The sequence below is a fragment of the Pseudomonas sp. URMO17WK12:I6 genome (genome assembly GCF_003253625.1).
GTDB lineage: Bacteria > Pseudomonadota > Gammaproteobacteria > Pseudomonadales > Pseudomonadaceae > Aquipseudomonas.
The window spans coordinates 216391-237238 of record NZ_QKYZ01000002.1 but is presented as its reverse complement, the minus strand read 5'-3'; the positions used below and the strand labels follow the sequence as shown (position 1 = coordinate 237238).

The following is a 20848-nucleotide window of genomic DNA, read 5'->3' as shown; positions in this document are numbered from 1 at the left end:
TTGTCCGCACTGTTCGTCGTAGCAGCTGCCGAGCCTGCGAGGCTGCGTTCGGCGGCGAAGCCGTCGTGAAATCATGCGGCGCGGTGTGTCAGGTAAGCCGTATTTATAGAATTTACGACGACTGCGTCGCCGAACGCAGCCTCGCAGGCTCGGCAGCTGCTACGGAGCGGTGGTCGGCAGCTCGGTTTGTGGCAGGAGCTGGACGCCAAGGTACAGTGCGAGCATTCCGTCGAGCTTCAGCGGGTCGACGCCGCTGAGTTCGGCGATCCGCTCCATGCGATAACGCAAACTGTTGCGGTGGATGCCCAGGGCATCGGCGCAGGCCTGGCTCTGGCCGTCGTGTTCGCACCAACTGCGCAGGGTGGCCAGCAATTGCCCGTTACCGTCCTTGGCGATGACTTTACGCAGCGGCCGCAGCAGTTCATCCAGCGCATCATCGTCGCGGTGCCGCCAGAGCATCACCGGTAGCCGATAACGGTTCAGGATCAGCAAGCGCGAATGCGGCAACACATCGCGCCCGTAGGCCAGCAAATCGCCGACCCGTCGATAGCAGCGACGCAACCCCGACAAGCCGTCGGCCTGCCCGCCCACGGCAATGCGCAAAATGTTCCAGCCCAGGCCATCGAGCTTTTCCAGCAATCGTTCGTTCTCGACCGCAGGCGTCGCCGGGCGGCACCAGAGCAACGAAGATTTGGCCGAGCTCACGCACCAACTGTCCGGGTAGCGCGACATCAGCCAGGCGCTGAGCGCTTCGACGGTCTGGCTCGGGCCGTGTTCGATGCCCAACTCGAACAGATACGGCACCCGTGTCAGCTGTGGCTTGAGCCCCAGTTGCTGCGCTTCATCCAGCAACCGTGGCGAATCCCCTGCTTCGCTCAACAGCAATGCCAGCAGATCGTCGCACCGTTGACGCCGCCATTGCTGCTCGGCCTGCTGATTGCGCTGGGCCACCAGCATCTCGGCGGTCATGCGCACCAGTTCGGCGTAGGTGCGCAATTGCTCCGGTTCGCCAGTAATGCCCAGCACGCCGATCAAGCGCTGATCGAGCAACAGCGGCAGATTAATGCCCGGCTGCACGCCTTTGAGATGAATCGCCGTTTGCGCGTCGATCTCCACCACGCGCCCGTTGGCCAGCACCAGTTGCGCGCCTTCGTGACGGGTGTTGATCCGCTCCGGCTCACCGCTGCCGAGAATCAGCCCCTGACTGTCCATGACATTGACGTTGTAGGGCAGGATGGCCATCGCCCGGTCGACGATGTCCTGGGCCAGGTCGTGATCGAGTTCAAACATAGCGGGGATCCTTGAAAGCGTGATGGGGCGGCTTGTTCAGCCGCACAGGCCAGGGTCGCAAACCCTGTGCTCAGGCACAAAGACAACCACCCAAGGGGTGGCCGAGACTCACCGGGCGATCAACGTTACCCTTGCGTCGCAAAAAATCATAATAAAGAGAGAGCCCGCCATGTCACAGAGCGCCACCGCTACCCTGGCCAACGCTGACGACAAGAACGCCGTCTACAAACGCATTACCTTGCGTTTGATCCCCTTCATCTTCATCTGCTACCTGTTCAACTACCTCGACCGGGTGAACGTCGGGTTTGCCAAACTGCAGATGCTCGACGCGCTGAAATTCAGCGAAACCGTGTACGGCCTCGGTGCCGGGATTTTCTTTATCGGCTACGTACTGTGCGGTGTACCGAGCAACCTGGCCCTGACCAAATTCGGCCCGCGCCGCTGGATCGCGTTGATGATGATGACGTGGGGCGCGCTCTCGACGTGTCTGCTGTTCGTCACTACACCCACCGAGTTCTACACCCTGCGCCTGTTCACCGGTGCCGCCGAAGCCGGGTTCTTCCCGGGCGTGGTGCTTTACCTTTCGCAGTGGTTCCCGACGTTCCGCCGTGGCCGCATCATGGCGCTGTTCATGTCGGCGATCCCGGTGTCGGGCCTGCTGGGCAGCCCGTTTTCCGGCTGGATCCTCAACCACTTCGGCGCAGGCCAGGCCGGTTTGGCCGGCTGGCAGTGGATGTTCCTGCTGCAAGGCATCCCGACCGTGATCCTCGGCGCCCTCGCCTACTTCCTGCTCAGCGACAGTTACGCCAACGCCAAGTGGCTGACCCCGTACGAGCGTTCAGTGCTTGAAGCCGACCACGCCGAAGACCTGGCCAGTAAACCGAAAACCACCACCGACTCCTTGCGGGCAGTGTTCAAGAACCCGGCGATCTGGGCGTTCGGCCTGATTTATTTCTGCATCCAGAGCGGTGTCTACGCGATTAACTTCTGGCTGCCGTCGATCATCAAGAACCTGGGTTTCAGCGACAACCTGGTGATTGGCTGGTTGAGCGCGATTCCGTACCTGCTGGCGGCGGTGTTCATGTTGATGGTCGGTCGCTCGGCGGACCTGCGCAAAGAACGTCGCTGGCACCTGGTGGTGCCGATGCTGATGGGTGCGGTGGGGCTGTTGATTGCGGTGAACTTCGCGACCACGCCAGCTCTTGCGATTCTCGGCCTGACCCTCGCCACCATGGGCGCCCTCACCGGCTTGCCGATGTTCTGGCCGGTGCCGACGGCGATGCTCAGCGCCGGTGCGGCGGCCGGTGGCTTGGCGCTGATCAACTCCATGGGGCAGATGGCGGGTTTCCTTAGCCCGTATCTGGTGGGTTGGGTCAAGGACAGCACCGGGTCGACCGATGCGGCGTTGTACCTGCTGGCGGGTGTGATTGTTTGCGGGAGCTTGCTGGCATTGCGCATGACCCGGACGTTGCGGGTTTAAGGTTCAGTGAAAACAAAAACGGCCCTCCCGGGCCGTTTCTCATTCCATGCATTCGCAATTGCTTCTGTGGCGAGGGAGCTTGCTCCCGCTGGGTTGCGAAGCGACCCCAATCCCGGTGATCGCGGTTTTTCAGACATACCGCATGCCCAGGCTTTGCGACTGCTGCGCAGCCGAGCGGGACGGTGCGGCGATCCGACAAGCTCCCTCGCCACAAGGAGTGCTCTCACTACAGACTTTCGTCAGCCTTGCGGATCGAGGTTATCCAGCACTCGGTTGACAGCCAGCTCCCCAAGCATGACCACCGATTGAATCCCCAGCATCATGTTGCGATGGGGCATGTCCATCAATCCGGCGAATTCAGTGAGCATCATGCTCGCTGACGCCAGGGTTTCGCAGGCGTTGACCAGCAGGGTTTCGTTATCGACTTTCTCACCGACATGGTAAATGGTGCTGGGTTTGCGCTTGGTGGCTTTGGGGGTGGGCGGTTTGAGGTAATGGTCGAGGGCGCGCTCGGCGGCTTCGTTGAGTTTTTTGGAATCGGGGGTTTCGTAGGGGGAAACGTCGTCCGCTTCTGGTGGATTTGGCGTTGGTTTGAACATAGATGAAACTCCTAAAGCGCTTAAAAGGAGCCATCACCCTCGCTACCAAACGATGGGTGGAGGCCATACGCAGGTTGGTAGACCGGGCTCTAGGAAAACGGCGCACCCGAAGGTGCCCTGCGCATGACCACCATAAAGACGAGACGAAAAGGCTCGGCAAAAGGCAGTGCTTTGCAATTAGAGACCCGGGCTACCAAACCCGATCGCTGTTTTTCAGCGACGGGGAAACGATAAAACCCAGGCCCAAGGCGCACAAGCCGGCGGATTCTGGCGCAGTCGTAGGCAGCGGCGCAAGAATATGTAGCCTCAGTGAGTATCCGGAAATGTCTTTTAAACATCCCCGTTAAACGCTCTCCAGACCTCCTGCCTTGGCATCCAACTCAATCACCAAACCACCCGGCATCTGCACGAAAATCTGCCAGATCCCGTCCTCCGGCACCTGCGCCACCTGATACGGCAAACCGCTGGCCTGCACCCGTCGCAACACCGTGGCAGCGTCCTCATCGGTGCGAAAGGCAATGTGGCTCAACGCCGTTTCATCGAACGTCGGCTGTTCGATTACATGCACCAGCGCCTGCGCATCCTGATACAACCAGCGTCCAGGGAACGGGAATGGCGGGCGGCGTCCCGGCGCCAATCCCAACAACGAACCGAAGGCCTCCTGCAACGGTTGCCCGTCGGGGGTGTTGAAGGCCAGATGATCAAAGTGCCAACTCATAGCAACCCTCCTCCGTCGACGTCGATGACGGTGCCGCTGATAAAGTCGTTTTCCATCGCCAGAATAAACGCTGCCGCCAGATCTTGTGGGGTGCCGACCCGGCCCACCGGCAATGCGGCGGCGGTACGGGCAAACATCGCGGCGCGTTGCGTTTCGTCCATTCCGGCGTAAGCCTCGGTGTCGGTCACGCCAGGGCTTACAACGTTGACCCGGCGCGGAGCCAGTTCCTTGGCCAGTTGCTTGCCCAAGGCTTCCAGCGCCGCATTCAAGGTGGTTTTGATGAACTGCCCGGCGACAAATTTGCGCGATAACAAACCCGAGGTCAGCGTGATGCTGCCATGTGCGCTCAGGTATGGCAGCGCGACCTGAATCGTGCGCAGCGTGCCCCAGAATTTGACATCGAAGGCCTGTTGGGCGTGCTGCAAATCGCTGTCGGCCAGCGGTTTGGCACTCACACTCGGACCGGCCGTGATCACCAGATGATCGAAAGGGCCGATACGCTCGAACAGCTGTCGCAACGACGATTCATCAGTGACGTCCGCCGCTTCGTGTCGAATCTTTGCATCATGGTCGACCGCTGGCTGGCGGCGACTCACCGCGACCACACGGGCCTCACGCTCGGCTGCGGCCTGGACGATGGCTGCGCCTATTCCGCTGCTACCACCGATCACCACTACGGTCTGATTGTGCAAGGAAGCGTTGAGTTGTGTCATGAGCCGATCTCCGGTCGAGTTAGGGAGATTCAATCTTCCTCGGTTGCCAATCGAAGAAAAATCCCGGTAAATCAGAAGGATCTTTAAAGGATTTTTACCAATGAGCTCGATTCTCGACCTGGAGATCTTCGTCCGCACCGCCGACTCCGGCAGCATTTCCGCCGCCGCCCGCGCCCTGGAGCTGACCCCGGCGGCGGCCAGCATCGCCCTCAAACGCCTGGAAACCCGCCTCGGCATCCGCTTGCTGGCCCGTTCCACACGAAGCATGCGCCTGACCGAAGAAGGCCGGCGCTACCTGGATAGCGTGCGCCTGGCACTGGCCGCGCTGGCCGAAGGTGAGCAGGCGTTGAAGCAACAGACCCAAGGCTTGAGTGGTGTACTGCAATTGGCGGCGCCGTCGGACTTCGGGCGCAATGTGCTGTTACCGTGGCTAGATGATTTCAAGCGCCAACACCCCAACATTCAATTGCAACTATTGCTCAACGATCGACATGCCGACCTGTTCCGCGAGACGGTCGATGTGGCCCTGCGCTTCGGTGTGCCGAGTGACTCGACGCTGGTGGCGCTACCTATTCTGCCGCAGCATCGGCGCGTGGCCTGTGCCAGCCCCGAGTACCTGACCCGCCGTGGCACGCCGCAGCATCCCGAGGAACTGGGCGAACACAGCGCCCTTCTCTACCTGCGCAATGGCCGACCCTACAACCATTGGCGTTTCAGCCGTGGCGATGAGGTGCTGGAGGTTGATGTGCACAGCGACTACCTCAGCGACGACGGCGAAGTTGCCCGCCGCTGGGCCCTGGCCGGGCATGGCATCGCCTACAAGGCCTGGCTCGACGTCGCCGCCGATGTGCAGGCCGGGCGGCTGGTGACGCTGTTCGATGACTGGCAAGGCGAAAGCGTGCCATTCAATTTGCTCTGCCCGCATCGGGTGCAGGTGTCGGAGCGGGTCAAGGTGTTGCAAACGTTCTTGCAGGAGCGTTGTGAGGCACTGCGTCGATAATTCAGATTGCTCCGCGCAGCGGTTCTGGTATTTGATTAGGGCTTTCTGACCGGTAAAAGGATTTCGTCATGAGCTATCGCACGCTGGGTCATTCGGGTTTACAGGTGTCGACCCTCACATTGGGCACCATGATGTTCGGCGAACAGACCAGCACCGAAGATTCCCTGCGGATCATCGGCAAGGCCTGGGACCAGGGCATCAACTTCATCGACACCGCGGACGTGTACACCAATGGCCGCTCCGAAGAGATCGTCGGCGAAGCGATCGCCAGCCACCGCCACGAATGGGTGCTCGCCACCAAGGTCGGCTTCGGTCCGGTGGACGGTGTGCCGAACCGCAGCGGTTTGAGCCGCAAGCACCTGTTCAATGGCATCGACGCCAGCCTGACGCGGTTGGGCACCGATTATCTGGACATCTATTACCTGCACCGCGAAGACCACAACACGCCGCTGGAAGTCACGGTGTCGGCCATCGGCGATCTGATTCGTCAGGGCAAGATCCGCTACTGGGGCCTGTCGAACTATCGCGGCTGGCGCATCGCCGAAGTGATTCGTTTGGCCGACAAACTCGGTGTCGACAGGCCGGTGATCAGCCAGCCGCTGTACAACATCGTCAACCGTCAGGCGGAAACCGAGCAGATCACCGCCGCGCAAAACTATGGCCTCGGCGTGGTGCCTTACAGTCCGCTGGCGCGCGGTGTGCTCAGCGGCAAGTACGCGCCGGATGTGACACCGGACGCCAACAGCCGCGCCGGTCGCCAGGACAAACGCATCCTGGAAACCGAATGGCGGGTTGAGTCTTTGCGCATTGCCCAGCAGATCCAGCAATACACCCGGGACCGTGGCGTGGGCATCGTTGAGTTCGCCATCGCCTGGGTGCTGAATAACAGCGCCGTCACCTCGGCCATCGTCGGCCCGCGCACCGAAGAACAGTGGGATGGGTACACCAAGGCGCAAGCGGTGAAAATCACGGCGGAAGATGAAGCCTTTATCGATTCGCTGGTGACACCGGGGCATGCGTCGACACCGGGGTTCAATGATGTGAGCCATTTTGTGCCGGGACGCAAACCGCGTTCGGCTTGAGGTTTATCGCGGGCAGGCTCGCTCTCACAGGTTCTGTGTCGATCTGCTGACTATGCTTCGACGAAGTTACTTGTGGGAGCAGGCTTGCCTGCAACATCCCTCGCGATGTTGAAAATATCGATCACTTGGCCAATATTCAGCACAAAAACCACGTATCCTGCGCGCCCCGTTTGACCTTCAACCCGCGAGGACAGTTTGTCTAAAGGTATCGCTCTATCGGTCACAGCCTCGATGCTGTTTGCCGTCATGTATTACTACACCTCACTGCTCTCCCCCTTGAGTGGCGTGGAGATTTTCGGTTGGCGGATGTTGCTGACCGCACCATGCATGACCGTGTTCATGGTGGTGTCCGGCGAATGGAAACGTGTGGTCGAGATTCTTCGGCGGCTGGCCGCCAAGCCGAAGTTGCTCATCGCCCTGATCGGCTCGGCAGTGCTGCTGGGCCTGCAACTCTGGTTGTTCATGTGGGCGCCACTCAACGGCTATAGCCTTGACGTGTCGCTGGGGTATTTCCTGTTGCCGCTGTCCATGGTCCTGACCGGGCGAATCGTCTATGGCGAGCGCCTTTCCTATCTGCAGAAAATAGCCGTGTTCTTCGCCAGTCTCGGCGTGCTCAACGAGTTGTATCAGGTCGGCGGTTTTTCCTGGGCGACGTTGCTGGTGGTGATCGGCTATCCGATCTATTTCATCTTGCGCAAACGCCTGGCCACGGACAACCTTGGCGGGCTCTGGCTGGACATGGCGTTGATGCTGCCGGTGGCGTTCTGGTTCGTGCAGGGCGGTGAACAAGGTTTTGGCGTGTTCGATCAACATCCGTGGCTGTCGCTGTTGATTCCCCTGCTCGGGGTGATCAGCGCTTCGGCGCTGGTGGTCTACATCATTGCCAGCCGGCTGCTGCCGTTCAGCCTGTTCGGGTTGTTGAGTTACGTCGAGCCCGTGCTGTTGCTGGGCGTTGCGTTGCTGTTGGGGGAAAGCATCAAGGCCGGCGAATGGCTGACTTACATTCCGATCTGGCTGGCGGTGGCGGCGTTGGTGTTTGAAGGGTTCAAGCATCTGGTCCGGCAACGACGCCGGCCAATGTAATTGCATGATTCAAAAAAAAGCCCGGCCAGCATTGCTGCTGACCGGGCTTTTTCACATCAGGAACGGCTTAATCAGTGGAAAGCACACCGCGACGAACCTGATCGCGCTCGATGGATTCGAACAGAGCCTTGAAGTTGCCTTCGCCGAAACCATCGTCGCCTTTACGCTGGATGAACTCGAAGAACACCGGCCCCATCAGGGTTTCCGAGAAAATCTGCAGCAGCAGACGCTTGTCGCCAGGTTCGGACGAACCGTCCAGCAAGATGCCCCGTGCTTGCAGTTGATCGACCGGCTCGCCGTGGTTCGGCAAACGGCCTTCGAGCATTTCGTAGTAGGTGTCCGGCGGCGGCGTCATGAAGCGCATGCCGATTTTTTTCAGGCGGTCCCAAGTATCGATCAGGTTATCGGTGAGGAACGCCACGTGCTGGATGCCCTCGCCGTTGAACTGCATCAGGAACTCTTCGATCTGCCCGGCGCCTTTGGACGACTCTTCGTTCAGCGGGATGCGGATCATGCCGTCCGGCGCGGTCATCGCCTTGGATGTCAGGCCGGTGTACTCGCCTTTGATGTCGAAGTAACGGATTTCGCGGAAGTTGAACAGCTTCTCGTAGAAGTTGGCCCAATAGGCCATGCGACCGCGATACACGTTGTGGGTCAGGTGGTCGATGATCTTCAGGCCGGCGCCAACCGGGTTGCGGTCAACACCTTCGATGAATACGAAGTCGATGTCGTAGATCGAGCTGCCTTCACCGAAACGGTCGATCAGGTACAGCGGAGCGCCGCCGATGCCTTTGATCGCCGGCAGGTGCAATTCCATCGGACCGGTTTCGATGTGGATCGGCTGGGCGCCGAGTTCCAGGGCACGCTTGTAGGCCTTTTGCGAATCCTTGACCCGGAACGCCATGCCGCACACCGACGGGCCGTGCTCGGCCGCGAAGTACGAGGCCACGCTGTGGGGTTCGTTGTTGAGGATCAGGTTGATCGAGCCCTGGCGATACAGGTGCACGTCTTTGGAACGGTGGGTCGCGACCTTGGTGAAGCCCATGATCTCGAAGATCGGCTCCAGGGTGTTCGGGGTCGGCGATGCGAATTCGATGAACTCAAAGCCCATCAGGCCCATTGGGTTTTCGTATAAATCTGCCATTTTGGCGCCTCATCATGCTTTTAGAATTAACGGATCGTTAGTTGCTAGCAATGCTGAGACCGGCGGGTGGCGCGCAGGAGATGCCCCTCACGCTGCGGGCGAGGAAGTCACCGTAGATCAATTGGAACCCAAATATCTTCATTGTCGACCCAAGGCTCTTGCGGGCGAGGCTTCTGCTGCCAGAAGACGATTATTCTTATATGCGTAACCGGATTCTACACAGCGTAAATCAGTTTGTCCGCCTTCTTATACAATCCCCTTTTTCGTGGCCTGCGCAAGCGGTTTGTTGCACAGGAAAATCCCCGCCAGGATCAGCCCGCCGCCCAGGCACATCGCCAGTGTCAGCTGTTCGCCCAGCAACAACGCGCCGAGAAGAACAGCAGTCAACGGGTTCAAGGCGATGAACACGCCCGAGCGCGTCGCGCCGATTTTGCGAATGCCGTCGTAATAACCAATGTAGGCCAATGCCGAACCCAGCACGCCCAGGTACATCAGGCTCAACCATTGTTGTGCGCCGAGCCCGGTGAGCGCCGCGACACTCAGCTCGCCCCGCACGGCACTGGTCACCCAGAGCATCAGCGTGCCGAGCAAAATCGAGTACGTCACCGTCTGCACCGGCCCCAGTGTTTGATTCAGGCCTTTGGAGAACAGCGAATAAATGCCCCAGCCGAGCACGCAGCCGAAGATCAACAGATCGCCGATCCAGGCATCGGCATTGCCATCCAGTAACTGCGGATTGCGGCTGACGATCACCAGGCTGGCGCCAGCAATGCAGATCGCGATACCGACCACTTTCGCCCGACTCAGCCGCTCCTTGAACAGCAGCCACGACGCCAGGCCGATCACGGCTGGATTCAACGCTACGATCAATGATGCCCGAGACGCGTTGATGTAATGCAGCCCGTAAAAGAAGCACAGGTTGTAGAAGAAAATCCCGAAGAATCCCAACAGCGCCAATTGCAACCATTGCCTGGGGCTGGGTCGCACCAAGGGCACCCGCGCCAGCAGCAGGAACACCAGCAACGCCACGCTCGCCAGCAGGAACCGCAGACTCGCAGCGAATAACGGACTGAGGCTGTCGGCCAGAAACCGCCCGGCGACGAACGTCCCGCCCCAGATCATGGTGACCGCCGCCAGTTTCAGATAAACCGGCACATCCGAAGAGTTCGCAAGGGTCTGTTCACACGTAGTCATAAGTCTCCACCGCCAGAAATCGGGCATGTGGCGTATCATTCGACTAATGATCGATCATCGTAAAATGAGTAAAAACTCATGACCCTCACTCAACTCGAGATTTTCTCGCTGGTGGCCGAATTGCGCGGCTTCACGGCGGCCGCCCATCGTTTGGAGATTTCCCAGTCTGCGGTCTCCCACGCACTCAAGTCGCTGGAACAGGAATTGGGCGTCGAACTGTTGCGTCGGCATCAGTCCCAGGTCGAGCTCAGTGATATCGGCCAGCAGCTATTACTGCGCGCTCGGGCAATGCTCGGGCTGGCCAACACTTTGCGCCAGGAGGCGGCCGATTCACGCGGGATGAAAACCGGAACTCTGCGTATCGGCTCGTTCGGCCCGACCTCATCGATCAAGCTGTTGCCCAGGATCTTGCAGCACTACCGCGCCTCGCATCCGGGCATCGAGGTTCATATCGATGAAGGGCCGGATCGCCAGGTGATTCAGTGGCTGGAAGAACGGCGTATCGACATCGGCTTCGTGGTGTTGCCCCAAGAGCGTTTCGACACCGTGGCCTTGATCGAGGACCAGATGGTCGCGCTGCTGCCTGCCGACCATGTACTGGCCGGTCGCGGCAGCTTGCGCCTGAACGACTTGTGCCACGACCCTTTTGTGCTGACCGAAGCCGGGTCTTCGGAGCTGGTGTCGCGCCTGTTCAATACGGCGCGATTGACGCCGAACATCCGTTATCGCTGCTCGCAGTTGCTCAGCACATTGGACGTCGTAGGCCGTGGCGATGCCTTGACTGTCGTCGCCGAAAGCTCACTGCCTGACGACAACGACAACCGCTACGTGAAAAAACCGCTGTCGCCCCCCATCAGCCGCCAAGTCGGTCTGGCGGTGCTCGATCAGCGTCAGTCATCCCCCGCGACGCTGGCCTTTATTAAACTGGCCTCAAGATTGATTAAAGGTTGAGCGGCATAAGGGCCGATAGCCAACTATCATGGCTGAACTCTTTTGGGAGGCATGTCGACCTGCCAACCTTTGAGAGCCCTCTTTTATCGCGATGGATTTGCGAATGCCACTGAACGTCAAAAGTCGCCGCAAGCGTGGCACCCGGATCACTGTGACTGTTTTGAGCGGATTGCTCCCGGTGTTGCTGGGAGTCGCCATTCTCTATCTGCAGGCTGAACGTACCCTCAAGCAAAGTACTGAACTGACTGGCGAAGAATCCATTCGCCAGTTCGAACTGATGCTCGACAACACCGCCCAAGCGGCGCAGGAGCTCCTGCCGCTGGCTGGCAAAAACTGCAATGACGTCAAACTGGCCTTGCGCGAACAAGTTACGCGCCGGCCCTTCGTGCGCTCGACCAACCTGGTGTGGGACGACAACCTCTATTGCAGTTCGTTGTTCGGTGAATATCAGGAAAAGGTTAATCCCGGCGACTACACCCAAGGCCAGTTATGGCTCATGAACGGCAACCCGGTCACGCCCAATACCGCGCTGTTGGTGTACCGGCTCAGCGAAGGAAATAAAGGGGCATTGACCACGCTGAACGGTTATCACCTGAGCAATGAATTGCGCCTGATCGGCCGCAAGACATTACTGTTGCTACAAGTCGGTCCCAACTGGTTGTCCGCCGACGGCAAAGTTCACGAGGACGCCCTGCCCGCCTTGCCGGTAGCACAAAGTACGCTGACGTCCTCGCGTTATGCCTTTACGGTGGCCGCAGGTTTCCCCGAAGGAGAAACCTGGCGTTACATGCGTAGTGAATACCCGCCACTGTTCAGTCTGTTGATGTTCTTCGGCGTGGTGTCAGGTTCGATCGGGCATGTGCTGCAGAAGCGCTCGATGTCGCCCAGCCGTGAAATGCAGCGGGCGCTGGAGGCAGCAGAATTCATTCCTTACTTTCAGCCCGTGGTGCATGGCGACAATAAGCTGTGGTCCGGCACCGAAGTATTGATGCACTGGAAACATCCCAGGGAAGGCCTGGTGCGTCCGGATCTGTTTATCCCGTTTGCCGAACATTCCGGTCTGATCGTGCCGATGACCCGCTCGCTGATGCAACAGACCGCCACATTGCTGGCGCCCTTGTCGGCATCGTTCGAGGGGCCATTCCACATTGGCATCAACATCACCGCCAGTCATTGCCGGGATCTTGCGCTGGTCGAAGACTGCCGTGAATTCCTCAGTGCTTTTGCACCGGGCAGTGTCCATTTAGTGCTGGAGTTGACCGAGCGCGAACTGGTCGAACCGACAGCCATCACCCTGCTGTTGTTCGAACGGCTTCGCGCGCTGGGCGTGATGATCGCCATCGACGACTTTGGCACCGGCCATTCAAGCCTCGGTTACTTGCGTCAGTTCAATGTGGACTTCCTGAAAATCGACCAGAGTTTTGTCGCCATGATCGGTGTCGACGCCCTCTCCCGGCACATTCTGGACAGCATCATCGAACTCTCGGCCAAACTCGATCTGGGCATCGTCGCCGAAGGGGTGGAAACCGAGGAGCAAAGTGACTATCTGACTGCCCATGGCGTGAACTTTCTGCAAGGTTATCTGTTCGGCCGGCCGATGCCCGGCGCAGAGTTCATTAGAGCATTAAGTGATCATTAACTAACCACGTTAAGCGCCGGAATCATGATGATGCGCGCCAAATTGAATCAAAAGACTACTCTTGTTACATGAAGAAAAAGTCAGGATTTACTCTTGGCCAATTAACTACTACAATTTTTCATACCTGTGCAAAATCGGCAGGCGTGCCATTATCACCGAGTCGCTTCAAGGCTCTTGGCTTATAGCTTTGTTTGCGGTTGGTTTCAGCCAAACACACTATTGGAGTAAAGATATTGTCCAGACTCGCTGAATTCCGTGCAGCTGAAAAGGCCCTTCAAGAACAGCTCAAGCAGTTGGAATCTTTGAAGAACGATGCCGGTCTCAAAAAAGAAATCGAATTCGAAGAAAAGCTCCAGGGGCTGATGAAAACCTACGGCAAGAGCTTGCGCGACATCATCGCCATCCTCGACCCGCACCCGGCGAAATCCGGCCTGCAGCAGGCAACCGCCCCTAAAACCCGCCGCGCTCGCGTGGTCAAGGTTTATCAGAACCCGCACACGGGTGAACTGATTGAAACCAAGGGCGGCAACCACCGCGGCCTAAAAGCCTGGAAGGAACAATACGGTGCAGCCACCGTTGACTCCTGGCTGCGCGCCTAAGCGCTCACGGTAATAAAAAAGCCCTGCCAATGCAGGGCTTTTTCATGGATGCCGTCTAAAATGCGACGATAGTCGCCGATCAATTCGCTATAGCCTGACTAACTTTGTGCTTAATCCGTTTGGCTATCTAAAAATCCGGGCCATGCTCAAAAACGCGGGTACAGAAACCTTAAACTAAAGTTTCAAGCTGTTTCGAGCTGCCTCTATGTCGCCCTGACTTGCCTTATAAACCTCAGCCTGCCCCGCGTAGGAAAGAACATAGGCTTTATCGCCGTCCACTGCGGCGACCAATGTTTGAGACAACACATGTCGACCGTTCTGGGTAATGGTGCAGGTAGTTTCCAGCGCCGATAACCGGCTCAAGGCAGTCGGATGAATTTTGTTGCAGACGCTCTGATAGCCGCCCTGAAAAAAGTCCTTCTGCACGGACTTGCGCATTTCCAGTAACACACCTTCCAGATTCACCTGATGACCGCTTTCCACTTGAGTCATGGTCAACTCCATCACCATTACCGGTGTCCCGTCCTGGTCGTTTTTTACCGCGCGCTGGCGGGAAACCTGAGGTTTGGCCTCGTCTTGCGGCACGGTCTCGACGGTCCATCCATTGGGCCAGGTCACGACCGGAGCTTCTGCATCAGCACGGGTAACACCTGAAAGCAGACACATAAGGACGAACATCAATTGACAGGGTCGGATCATTGTAATGAACACTCACGGATTGAGCCGCGAAGTCTGAGCTTCACCCGCCCGGCAGGCAAGCCTGCGGTTTTGGTTTGGCGATGCCAGGCCCCTTGCGTATCATTGTGAGCATTCTTGGAATTTCCGGAGGGCCCATGAGCCTGCACGAACTCAATACATTTCCTGGTGTGACCGCCCAACCTGACACCGCCACCCAGAAGTTCGTCTTCAACCACACCATGCTGCGGGTCAAGGACATCACCCGGTCCCTGGATTTCTACACCCGCGTCCTGGGTTTCTCGCTGGTGGAAAAGCGTGATTTCCCGGAAGCCGAGTTCAGCCTGTACTTCCTGGCGCTGGTCGATAAAAACCAGATCCCGGCCGATGCCGCTGCCCGCACCGAGTGGATGAAATCGATCCCCGGCATTCTCGAACTGACCCACAACCACGGCACCGAGAACGACGCGGATTTCGCCTATCACAACGGCAACACCGACCCGCGCGGCTTCGGCCATATCTGCATCTCGGTCCCAGACATCCGTGCCGCGTGCGAACGTTTTGAAGCGTTGGGCTGCGATTTCCAGAAACGCCTGAACGACGGTCGCATGAAGAGCCTGGCGTTCATCAAGGACCCGGATGGTTACTGGGTCGAGATCATTCAGCCGGCACCGTTGTAAATCAAAAGATCCACCCACAAAAAACCCCATGATCGCTCATGGGGTTTTGTGTTTTCAGCTTCGGCGTTTATGCCGGCGCCGAGGTGCGAATCAAGTGATCGAATGCGCTCAGGGAAGCCTTGGCGCCCTCGCCCACCGCAATCACGATCTGCTTGTACGGCACGGTGGTCACGTCGCCGGCCGCGAACACGCCGGGGATCGACGTCTCACCACGGGCATCGACAATGATCTCGCCGCGCGGCGACAGCTCGATGGTGCCTTTAAGCCAATCGGTATTAGGCAACAGACCGATCTGCACAAAAATCCCTTCCAGCTCGACAGTGCGCAGCTCGTCCGACTGACGATCCTTGTAGCGCAGGCCGTTGACCTTCTGGCCATCGCCGGTCACTTCAGTGGTTTGCGCACTGGTGATCACGGTAACGTTCGGCAGGCTGTGCAACTTGCGCTGCAACACCGCGTCGGCGCGCAATTGCACGTCGAACTCCAGCAGGGTTACGTGGGACACGATCCCCGCCAGGTCGATGGCTGCTTCGACGCCGGAGTTACCGCCACCGATCACCGCCACACGCTTGCCTTTGAACAGCGGACCGTCACAGTGCGGGCAGTACGCCACGCCCTTGTTGCGGTATTGTTGCTCACCCGGAACGTTCATTTCACGCCAGCGCGCGCCGGTGGCGAGGATCACGGTCTTGGCTTTCAAGGACGCGCCGCTGGCGAAATGGATTTCGTGCAATTCACCGTTTTTTCCCGGCACCAGCTTGTCGGCGCGTTGCAGGTTCATGATGTCCACGTCGTATTGCTTAACGTGTTCTTCCAGTGCCACGGCCAGTTTCGGCCCTTCGGTTTCCTGCACGGAGATGAAGTTCTCGATGGCCATGGTGTCGAGCACCTGGCCACCAAAACGTTCAGCCGCCACGCCGGTGCGAATGCCTTTACGAGCGGCGTAAATTGCCGCTGAAGCACCGGCCGGGCCACCGCCGACGACCAGTACGTCGAAGGCTTGCTTGGCGCTGATCTTCTCGGCCTGGCGCTCGATGCCGCTGGTGTCGATCTTGGCGAGGATTTCTTCCAGGCCCATGCGACCCTGGCCGAAGTTCACGCCGTTCAGGTAAACGCTTGGCACGGCCATGATCTGGCGCTCGTCAACTTCGGCCTGAAACAGCGCGCCGTCGATGGCGACGTGGCGGATGTTCGGGTTCAGCACGGCCATCAGGTTCAGCGCCTGAACCACATCCGGGCAGTTCTGGCAGGACAGCGAGAAGTAAGTCTCGAAGTTGAACTCGCCTTTGAGCGAGCGGATCTGCTCGATAACGTCGGCACTGGCTTTCGATGGGTGGCCGCCGACTTGCAGCAAGGCCAGCACCAGGGATGTGAATTCGTGGCCCATCGGGATGCCGGCGAAACGCAGGCTGATATCGGCTCCCGGGCGATTGATCGAGAACGATGGTTTACGCGCATCGTTACCGTTGTCGAGCAGAGTAATCTGGGTGGAAAGACTGGCAACGTCTTTGAGTAACGCGAGCATTTCCTGGGATTTCGCACCGTCGTCGAGGGATGCAACGATCTCGATCGGCTGAGTGACCCGTTCCAGGTACGATTTCAACTGGGCTTTAAGATTGGCGTCCAACATACGGGCGATTTCCTTAGATGCTGTTTGAATAGAGAGCAATCAGACATAAAAAAACGCCCGAGCGAATCTCGCCCGGGCGTTTTATGGGGCGGTGCAGCTTACTTAGTAGGTGCGGAGCTCCGCCCTGATGAAGCGCGTCACAGACTTAGATCTTGCCGACCAGGTCCAGGGACGGAGCCAGAGTGGCTTCGCCTTCTTTCCACTTGGCTGGGCACACTTCGCCCGGGTGAGCGGCGACGTATTGAGCGGCCTTGATTTTGCGCAGCAGCTCGGAAGCGTCACGACCTACACCGCCATCATTGAGTTCAACGATTTTGATCTGGCCTTCAGGGTTGATCACGAAAGTGCCACGGTCAGCCAGGCCAGCTTCTTCGATCAGCACGTCGAAGTTGCGGGAGATGACATGAGTCGGGTCGCCGATCATGGTGTACTGGATTTTGCCGATCGCTGGCGAAGTGTTGTGCCAGGCAGCGTGGGCAAAGTGGGTATCGGTGGAAACGCTGTAGATCTCGACGCCCAGTTTTTGGAACTCGGCGTAGTTGTCAGCCAGGTCTTCCAGTTCGGTCGGGCAAACAAAGGTGAAGTCAGCTGGGTAGAAGAAAACGACAGACCACTTGCCTTTCAGGTCAGCGTCCGACACGTGTACGAAGTCGCCGTTTTTGTAGGCGGTAGCTTTGAACGGTTTAACTTGGCTGTTGATGATAGGCATCGGTGACTCTCCGTCAGGGGTTAAGAAGTTGATGTGGTGAATCCTACCCACCCGATCGCCGGTTGGCTCATTGGCAAACCTGATGCTGCTGATTTGTTTTCGCTATTAGCCGAGCGTATTAATAGAAGAAAACGTGATCTACAGCGCCAACGGCTTTTCAGCGATTCGGGTCATCCCGAGAAACGGGCTGGCTTCAACATAGCGCATGGCTGACTTCACATCCTTCCAGCCCACGTAATTCATCAACGACTTCAAATCCCAACCGCTCTGATGCGCCCAGGTGGCGAAGCCGCGACGCAGGGAGTGACTGGTGTAGTGCTCGGCCGCAATGCCGGCGCGCTCCAGTGCCTGGCGCAACAACGGGATCACGCTGTTGGCGTGCAAGCCCTCCTCGCTCAAATGGCCCCAGCGATCGATGCCACGAAACACGGGGCCACGGACCAACGCGGCTTCGGTAATCCATTCGATGTAGGCCTGTACCGGGCACAGGCGCTGCAAGGCGGGTGCCTGGTAGGTCTGGCCGAGGTTCTCGCGATCGCCCTTGCTGCGTGGCAAGTAGAGGGTAATGCCTGAACCGGCGCTGGCTTGTACATGCTCGATCTGCACGCGGCACAACTCATCACTACGAAAACCACGCCAGAAGCCCAGCAGGATCAGTGCGGTGTCGCGCTTGGCTCTCAGCAATCCCGCGCGATCGCCCTGCGCCCTGGCGGATTGTGCTTCCTGCTCCAGCCAGGCGATCACTTGCTCCAGATGTTGAAGCTGCAAGGGTTCAGCCTGTTTTTCCTGGGCCGGGTGCAGCGCGCGAATACCTTTGAACACTTTGCGCACCACCGGTGCCTTGGTCGGATCGGCGAACCCCTGGCTGTTGTGCCACTGCGCCAACGCGGACAAGCGCAACTTCAAGGTATTGATCGACAGCACGCCCGCATGTGCAACCAGGTACCGCGCAACGCTATCGCTGGTCGCCGGCAGGAACCCGCCCCAGCTGACTTCGAAGTGCTCGATGGCCGCGCGATAGCTGCGACGGGTGTTGTCGCGGGTAGCGGCTTGCAGGTAGCGATCCAGATCGGTCATGGGCTCAGTGCTCGAAAACGTACCGCGTTGGCGATTGAATACCCGGTCTACAGCTCATCACACGGGGTAATACCAGTATATCCCGCATCAGTTATCACAAGTTTTTAACTTTATTCACGGCATGGTACATTGTGTATATTAGTGGTACGTACCACAGTATCAAATCGTAGGAGAACACATGGCACGTGGCGGCGTAAACAAGGCACTGGTGCAAGCGGCACGCTCGGCAATCCTCGCCCGGGGCGAACACCCGAGCATCGACGCAGTGCGGATCGAAATGGGCAATACCGGCTCGAAAACCACGATCCATCGCTATCTGAAAGAGCTCGATGACGGCACCGAACCCGCGCCAGCACCTTCCGAACCGATCGATGATGAGCTGACAGCGCTGGTGGCGCGACTGGCGCAACGCCTGAAAGAACAGGCGCAAGAACCCATCGACCAGGCACGCGCGCAGTTCGAGCAACAACGAAAAGAGCTGGAAACCCAGTTGCACGAGGCCCGCGAGGCCAATACCGAATTGCAACAGCAATACGAAATTCAAAGCCTGGCGCTGACCCAGGAATCGGCGGAACTGCACGACACCCGCTCGATGCTGCAAACCGAGCAAACCCGCAACGCCGGGCTGAACCAGGCACTGGCCGATTTCGAGTTGCGTTTGCAGGACAAGGACGAGCAGATCCGCTCACTGGAAGAAAAACACCTGCACGCCCGCGAAGCACTGGAGCACTACCGCAACGCCGTCAAAGACCAGCGCGAGCAGGAACAGCGACGCCACGAAGGCCAAGTGCAGCAGATTCAGATGGAGTTGCGTCAGGCCCAGCAAAGCGCACTGGTACGCCAGGATGAAATCACCCAACTGCATCGCGACAATGAGCGTCTGCTGACCGAAAACCGTGGCACGCTGCGGGAGTTGAGCCTGTTGCAGGAGCAACTCAAGCACACCAACAGCCGACAGGATCAGTTACTGGAACAGGTCACCCGCATCGACAGCGAACGCACCCTCCTCCAGGAACGCTTGCGCATTGCCTTGCTGGAAAGCCAGTCGCTCAAGCAGAACATTGACGAGCAGTCGCACATCAACAAAGCGCTGGAAGTTGAACTGATCAAGTTGCAGGCAAGCCTGGATGAAAGCGTGCGCCTGGCCGCTGTCGTTGCGACAGCGCCAGACGCATCAGCGCCACAGAAGAACGATTAACCCGCGACTGGCGTGCGCATGGTGACGAACTCTTCGGCGGCCGTCGGATGCACACCTATGGTTTCGTCGAAGTCGCGCTTGGTCGCGCCCGCTTTCAGGGCAATCGCCAACCCTTGCACGATCTCGCCGGCATCCGGGCCGACCATGTGGCAACCCAGGACCTTGTCGGTCTTGGCGTCCACCACCAGTTTCATCAAGGTGCGTTCCTGGCATTCGGTCAGGGTCAGCTTCATCGGCCGAAAACGGCTTTCGAAGATGACCACATCGTGCCCAGCCTCGCGCGCCTCTTCTTCAGTCAGCCCGACAGTGCCGATGTTCGGCAAGCTGAACACGGCGGTCGGGATCATCTTGTAATCCACCGGGCGATATTGCTCAGGTTTGAACAAACGCCGCGCCACGGCCATGCCTTCGGCCAGAGCAACCGGCGTGAGTTGTACCCGACCAATCACATCACCGAGGGCCAGGATTGACGGTTCAGCGGTTTGATACTGTTCATCGACCTCGACAAAACCTTTCTTGTCGAGTTTGACCCCGGTGTTTTCCAGCCCCAGGTTGTCGAGCATCGGACGCCGACCGGTGGCGTAGAACACGCAATCCGCTTCCAGCTCACGACCATCCTTGAGCGTCGCCTTCAGGCTGCCATCGGCCTGCTTGTCGATACGTTCGATGTCGGCATTGAATTGCAGGTTCATGCCGCGCTTGGTCAGCTCTTCCTGCAAATGTTTGCGCACTGCGCCGTCGAAGCCACGCAGAAACAGATCACCGCGATACAGCAGCGTGGTCTCAGCGCCCAGCCCGTGGAAAATCCCGGCAAACTCCACCGCAATGTAACCACCACCGACCACCAGAACGCGCTTGGGCAGCTCTTTAAGGAAGAATGCCTGGTTGGAGCTGATGGCATGCTCGTGCCCCGGAATCTGCGGGATCTGCGGCCAACCACCGGTGGCAATCAGGATGTTTTTGGCGGTGTAACGCTCGCCATTGATCTCAACCTGATGCGGATCGACGATTTTCGCGTGACCTTCATGCAAGGTCACACCACTGTTGACCAGCAGATTGCGATAAATGCCGTTCAGGCGATTGATCTCGCGATCCTTGTTGGCGATCAGCGTCGCCCAGTCGAACGTCGCTTCACCCGGAGTCCAGCCAAAACCTTGCGATTGCTCGAAGTCTTCGGCGAAGTGCGCGCCGTAGACCAGCAGTTTTTTCGGCACACAGCCAACGTTCACGCATGTACCGCCCAGGTAGCGGCTCTCGGCCACGGCGACTTTCGCACCAAAACCGGCCGCGAACCGCGCAGCCCGCACACCGCCAGAACCGGCACCAATCACATATAGGTCAAAATCGTAGGCCATTACTATCTCCTCGGCAGGACACCAGCATACCT

The 20848-nt window shown here is 58.6% G+C and carries 20 protein-coding genes; 9 read left to right on the top strand and 11 right to left on the bottom strand.

All coding sequences use genetic code 11. From position 1 onward, the window contains the following. Window positions 1-159: 159 nt before the first annotated feature. The gene (locus F475_RS04815; RefSeq protein WP_064617724.1) at window positions 160-1290 is read right to left on the bottom strand and encodes a sugar diacid recognition domain-containing protein; all 1131 of its coding nucleotides are present in this window, start codon (window positions 1288-1290) and stop codon (window positions 160-162) included. A 169-nt stretch (window positions 1291-1459) separates the two neighbouring features. Here F475_RS04815 and F475_RS04810 point away from each other — a divergent pair, with 169 nt between their 5' ends. Continuing rightward, window positions 1460-2770, top strand: coding sequence for an MFS transporter (locus tag F475_RS04810; protein ID WP_111453278.1), 1311 nt, complete (start codon window positions 1460-1462; stop codon window positions 2768-2770). Window positions 2771-3009: 239 nt separating this feature from the next. On the opposite strand, the gene F475_RS04805 is transcribed toward F475_RS04810, so the two are convergent. The 3 genes from F475_RS04805 to F475_RS04795 form a co-directional block, all read right to left on the bottom strand. Next, window positions 3010-3369, bottom strand: a complete 360-nt coding sequence (locus tag F475_RS04805) for a DUF6124 family protein (RefSeq protein ID WP_111453277.1) — start codon at window positions 3367-3369, stop codon at window positions 3010-3012. A gap of 343 nt (window positions 3370-3712) precedes the next feature. Next, the gene (locus F475_RS04800; protein WP_111453276.1) at window positions 3713-4087 is read right to left on the bottom strand and encodes a hypothetical protein; all 375 of its coding nucleotides are present in this window, start codon (window positions 4085-4087) and stop codon (window positions 3713-3715) included. Beyond that, window positions 4084-4800 (bottom strand): SDR family oxidoreductase, encoded by a 717-nt coding sequence (locus tag F475_RS04795; protein WP_111453275.1) that lies wholly within the window; start codon window positions 4798-4800, stop codon window positions 4084-4086. Before F475_RS04795 ends, F475_RS04800 begins: the two co-directional genes overlap by 4 nt. Window positions 4801-4900: 100 nt before the next feature. On the opposite strand from F475_RS04795, the gene F475_RS04790 reads away from it, so the two are divergent. From F475_RS04790 to rarD, 3 genes are all read left to right on the top strand, one after another. Next, window positions 4901-5800, top strand: coding sequence for a LysR family transcriptional regulator (locus F475_RS04790; protein WP_111453274.1), 900 nt, complete (start codon window positions 4901-4903; stop codon window positions 5798-5800). A 68-nt stretch (window positions 5801-5868) separates the two neighbouring features. After that, entirely contained in the window at window positions 5869-6882 is a 1014-nt protein-coding gene (locus F475_RS04785; protein ID WP_018929082.1) for an aldo/keto reductase, read from the top strand. 195 nt (window positions 6883-7077) lie between these two features. Continuing rightward, window positions 7078-7965, top strand: coding sequence for an EamA family transporter RarD (gene rarD, locus F475_RS04780; RefSeq protein ID WP_026286642.1), 888 nt, complete (start codon window positions 7078-7080; stop codon window positions 7963-7965). Between the two features lie 67 nt (window positions 7966-8032). Here rarD and hppD read toward each other — a convergent pair whose 3' ends face one another. After that, entirely contained in the window at window positions 8033-9109 is a 1077-nt protein-coding gene (gene hppD / locus F475_RS04775) for a 4-hydroxyphenylpyruvate dioxygenase (RefSeq protein WP_007935668.1), read from the bottom strand. A 246-nt stretch (window positions 9110-9355) separates the two neighbouring features. Beyond that, entirely contained in the window at window positions 9356-10303 is a 948-nt protein-coding gene (locus F475_RS04770) for a DMT family transporter (RefSeq protein ID WP_111453273.1), read from the bottom strand. A gap of 78 nt (window positions 10304-10381) precedes the next feature. On the opposite strand from F475_RS04770, the gene F475_RS04765 reads away from it, so the two are divergent. The 3 genes from F475_RS04765 (at window position 10382) to F475_RS04755 (ending at window position 13492) form a co-directional block, all read left to right on the top strand. Beyond that, window positions 10382-11254 carry a LysR family transcriptional regulator gene (locus tag F475_RS04765; RefSeq protein WP_111453272.1) on the top strand — a complete coding sequence of 291 codons (873 nt, stop codon included), beginning with the start codon at window positions 10382-10384 and terminating at the stop codon, window positions 11252-11254. Between the two features lie 103 nt (window positions 11255-11357). Further along, window positions 11358-12893: an EAL domain-containing protein gene (locus tag F475_RS04760; RefSeq protein ID WP_111453271.1), complete on the top strand. Its 1536-nt coding sequence runs from the start codon at window positions 11358-11360 to the stop codon at window positions 12891-12893. Between the two features lie 233 nt (window positions 12894-13126). Then, complete coding sequence (locus tag F475_RS04755) at window positions 13127-13492, top strand: histone-like nucleoid-structuring protein, MvaT/MvaU family (protein WP_007935661.1); 366 nt, start codon at window positions 13127-13129, stop codon at window positions 13490-13492. Between the two features lie 174 nt (window positions 13493-13666). Here the strand turns inward: F475_RS04755 and F475_RS04750 are convergent, their stop codons facing one another. Then, window positions 13667-14191, bottom strand: coding sequence for a DUF4946 domain-containing protein (locus tag F475_RS04750; RefSeq protein WP_026286641.1), 525 nt, complete (start codon window positions 14189-14191; stop codon window positions 13667-13669). 134 nt (window positions 14192-14325) lie between these two features. Between F475_RS04750 and gloA the strand changes: the two genes are divergently transcribed. Continuing rightward, complete coding sequence (gloA, locus tag F475_RS04745; RefSeq protein ID WP_007935657.1) at window positions 14326-14847, top strand: lactoylglutathione lyase; 522 nt, start codon at window positions 14326-14328, stop codon at window positions 14845-14847. A 67-nt stretch (window positions 14848-14914) separates the two neighbouring features. Here gloA and ahpF read toward each other — a convergent pair whose 3' ends face one another. The 3 genes from ahpF to F475_RS04730 all read right to left on the bottom strand — a co-directional run bounded on the left by ahpF (window position 14915) and on the right by F475_RS04730 (window position 18263). After that, window positions 14915-16477, bottom strand: coding sequence for an alkyl hydroperoxide reductase subunit F (ahpF, locus tag F475_RS04740; protein WP_064617701.1), 1563 nt, complete (start codon window positions 16475-16477; stop codon window positions 14915-14917). Between the two features lie 145 nt (window positions 16478-16622). Then, window positions 16623-17186: an alkyl hydroperoxide reductase subunit C gene (gene ahpC, locus F475_RS04735; protein WP_105345993.1), complete on the bottom strand. Its 564-nt coding sequence runs from the start codon at window positions 17184-17186 to the stop codon at window positions 16623-16625. A gap of 138 nt (window positions 17187-17324) precedes the next feature. Next, window positions 17325-18263 carry a site-specific integrase gene (locus F475_RS04730; protein WP_111453270.1) on the bottom strand — a complete coding sequence of 313 codons (939 nt, stop codon included), beginning with the start codon at window positions 18261-18263 and terminating at the stop codon, window positions 17325-17327. Window positions 18264-18441: 178 nt separating this feature from the next. Here F475_RS04730 and F475_RS04725 point away from each other — a divergent pair, with 178 nt between their 5' ends. After that, entirely contained in the window at window positions 18442-19461 is a 1020-nt protein-coding gene (locus F475_RS04725) for a DNA-binding protein (RefSeq protein WP_111453269.1), read from the top strand. Here the strand turns inward: F475_RS04725 and gorA are convergent. After that, window positions 19458-20816, bottom strand: coding sequence for a glutathione-disulfide reductase (gene gorA, locus F475_RS04720; protein ID WP_018929070.1), 1359 nt, complete (start codon window positions 20814-20816; stop codon window positions 19458-19460). The genes F475_RS04725 and gorA overlap by 4 nt on opposite strands. Between the last annotated feature and the right edge of the window lie 32 nt (window positions 20817-20848).

Coding starts and splice junctions, on each gene's coding strand:
- F475_RS04815 (WP_064617724.1), bottom strand. CDS start 1,290: ATGTTTGAACTCGATCACGACCTGGCCCAGGACATCGTCGACCGGGCG.
- F475_RS04810 (WP_111453278.1), top strand. CDS start 1,460: ATGTCACAGAGCGCCACCGCTACCCTGGCCAACGCTGACGACAAGAAC.
- F475_RS04805 (WP_111453277.1), bottom strand. CDS start 3,369: ATGTTCAAACCAACGCCAAATCCACCAGAAGCGGACGACGTTTCCCCC.
- F475_RS04800 (WP_111453276.1), bottom strand. CDS start 4,087: ATGAGTTGGCACTTTGATCATCTGGCCTTCAACACCCCCGACGGGCAA.
- F475_RS04795 (WP_111453275.1), bottom strand. CDS start 4,800: ATGACACAACTCAACGCTTCCTTGCACAATCAGACCGTAGTGGTGATC.
- F475_RS04790 (WP_111453274.1), top strand. CDS start 4,901: ATGAGCTCGATTCTCGACCTGGAGATCTTCGTCCGCACCGCCGACTCC.
- F475_RS04785 (WP_018929082.1), top strand. CDS start 5,869: ATGAGCTATCGCACGCTGGGTCATTCGGGTTTACAGGTGTCGACCCTC.
- hppD (WP_007935668.1), bottom strand. CDS start 9,109: ATGGCAGATTTATACGAAAACCCAATGGGCCTGATGGGCTTTGAGTTC.
- F475_RS04770 (WP_111453273.1), bottom strand. CDS start 10,303: ATGACTACGTGTGAACAGACCCTTGCGAACTCTTCGGATGTGCCGGTT.
- F475_RS04765 (WP_111453272.1), top strand. CDS start 10,382: ATGACCCTCACTCAACTCGAGATTTTCTCGCTGGTGGCCGAATTGCGC.
- F475_RS04760 (WP_111453271.1), top strand. CDS start 11,358: ATGCCACTGAACGTCAAAAGTCGCCGCAAGCGTGGCACCCGGATCACT.
- F475_RS04750 (WP_026286641.1), bottom strand. CDS start 14,191: ATGATCCGACCCTGTCAATTGATGTTCGTCCTTATGTGTCTGCTTTCA.
- gloA (WP_007935657.1), top strand. CDS start 14,326: ATGAGCCTGCACGAACTCAATACATTTCCTGGTGTGACCGCCCAACCT.
- ahpF (WP_064617701.1), bottom strand. CDS start 16,477: ATGTTGGACGCCAATCTTAAAGCCCAGTTGAAATCGTACCTGGAACGG.
- ahpC (WP_105345993.1), bottom strand. CDS start 17,186: ATGCCTATCATCAACAGCCAAGTTAAACCGTTCAAAGCTACCGCCTAC.
- F475_RS04730 (WP_111453270.1), bottom strand. CDS start 18,263: ATGACCGATCTGGATCGCTACCTGCAAGCCGCTACCCGCGACAACACC.
- F475_RS04725 (WP_111453269.1), top strand. CDS start 18,442: ATGGCACGTGGCGGCGTAAACAAGGCACTGGTGCAAGCGGCACGCTCG.
- gorA (WP_018929070.1), bottom strand. CDS start 20,816: ATGGCCTACGATTTTGACCTATATGTGATTGGTGCCGGTTCTGGCGGT.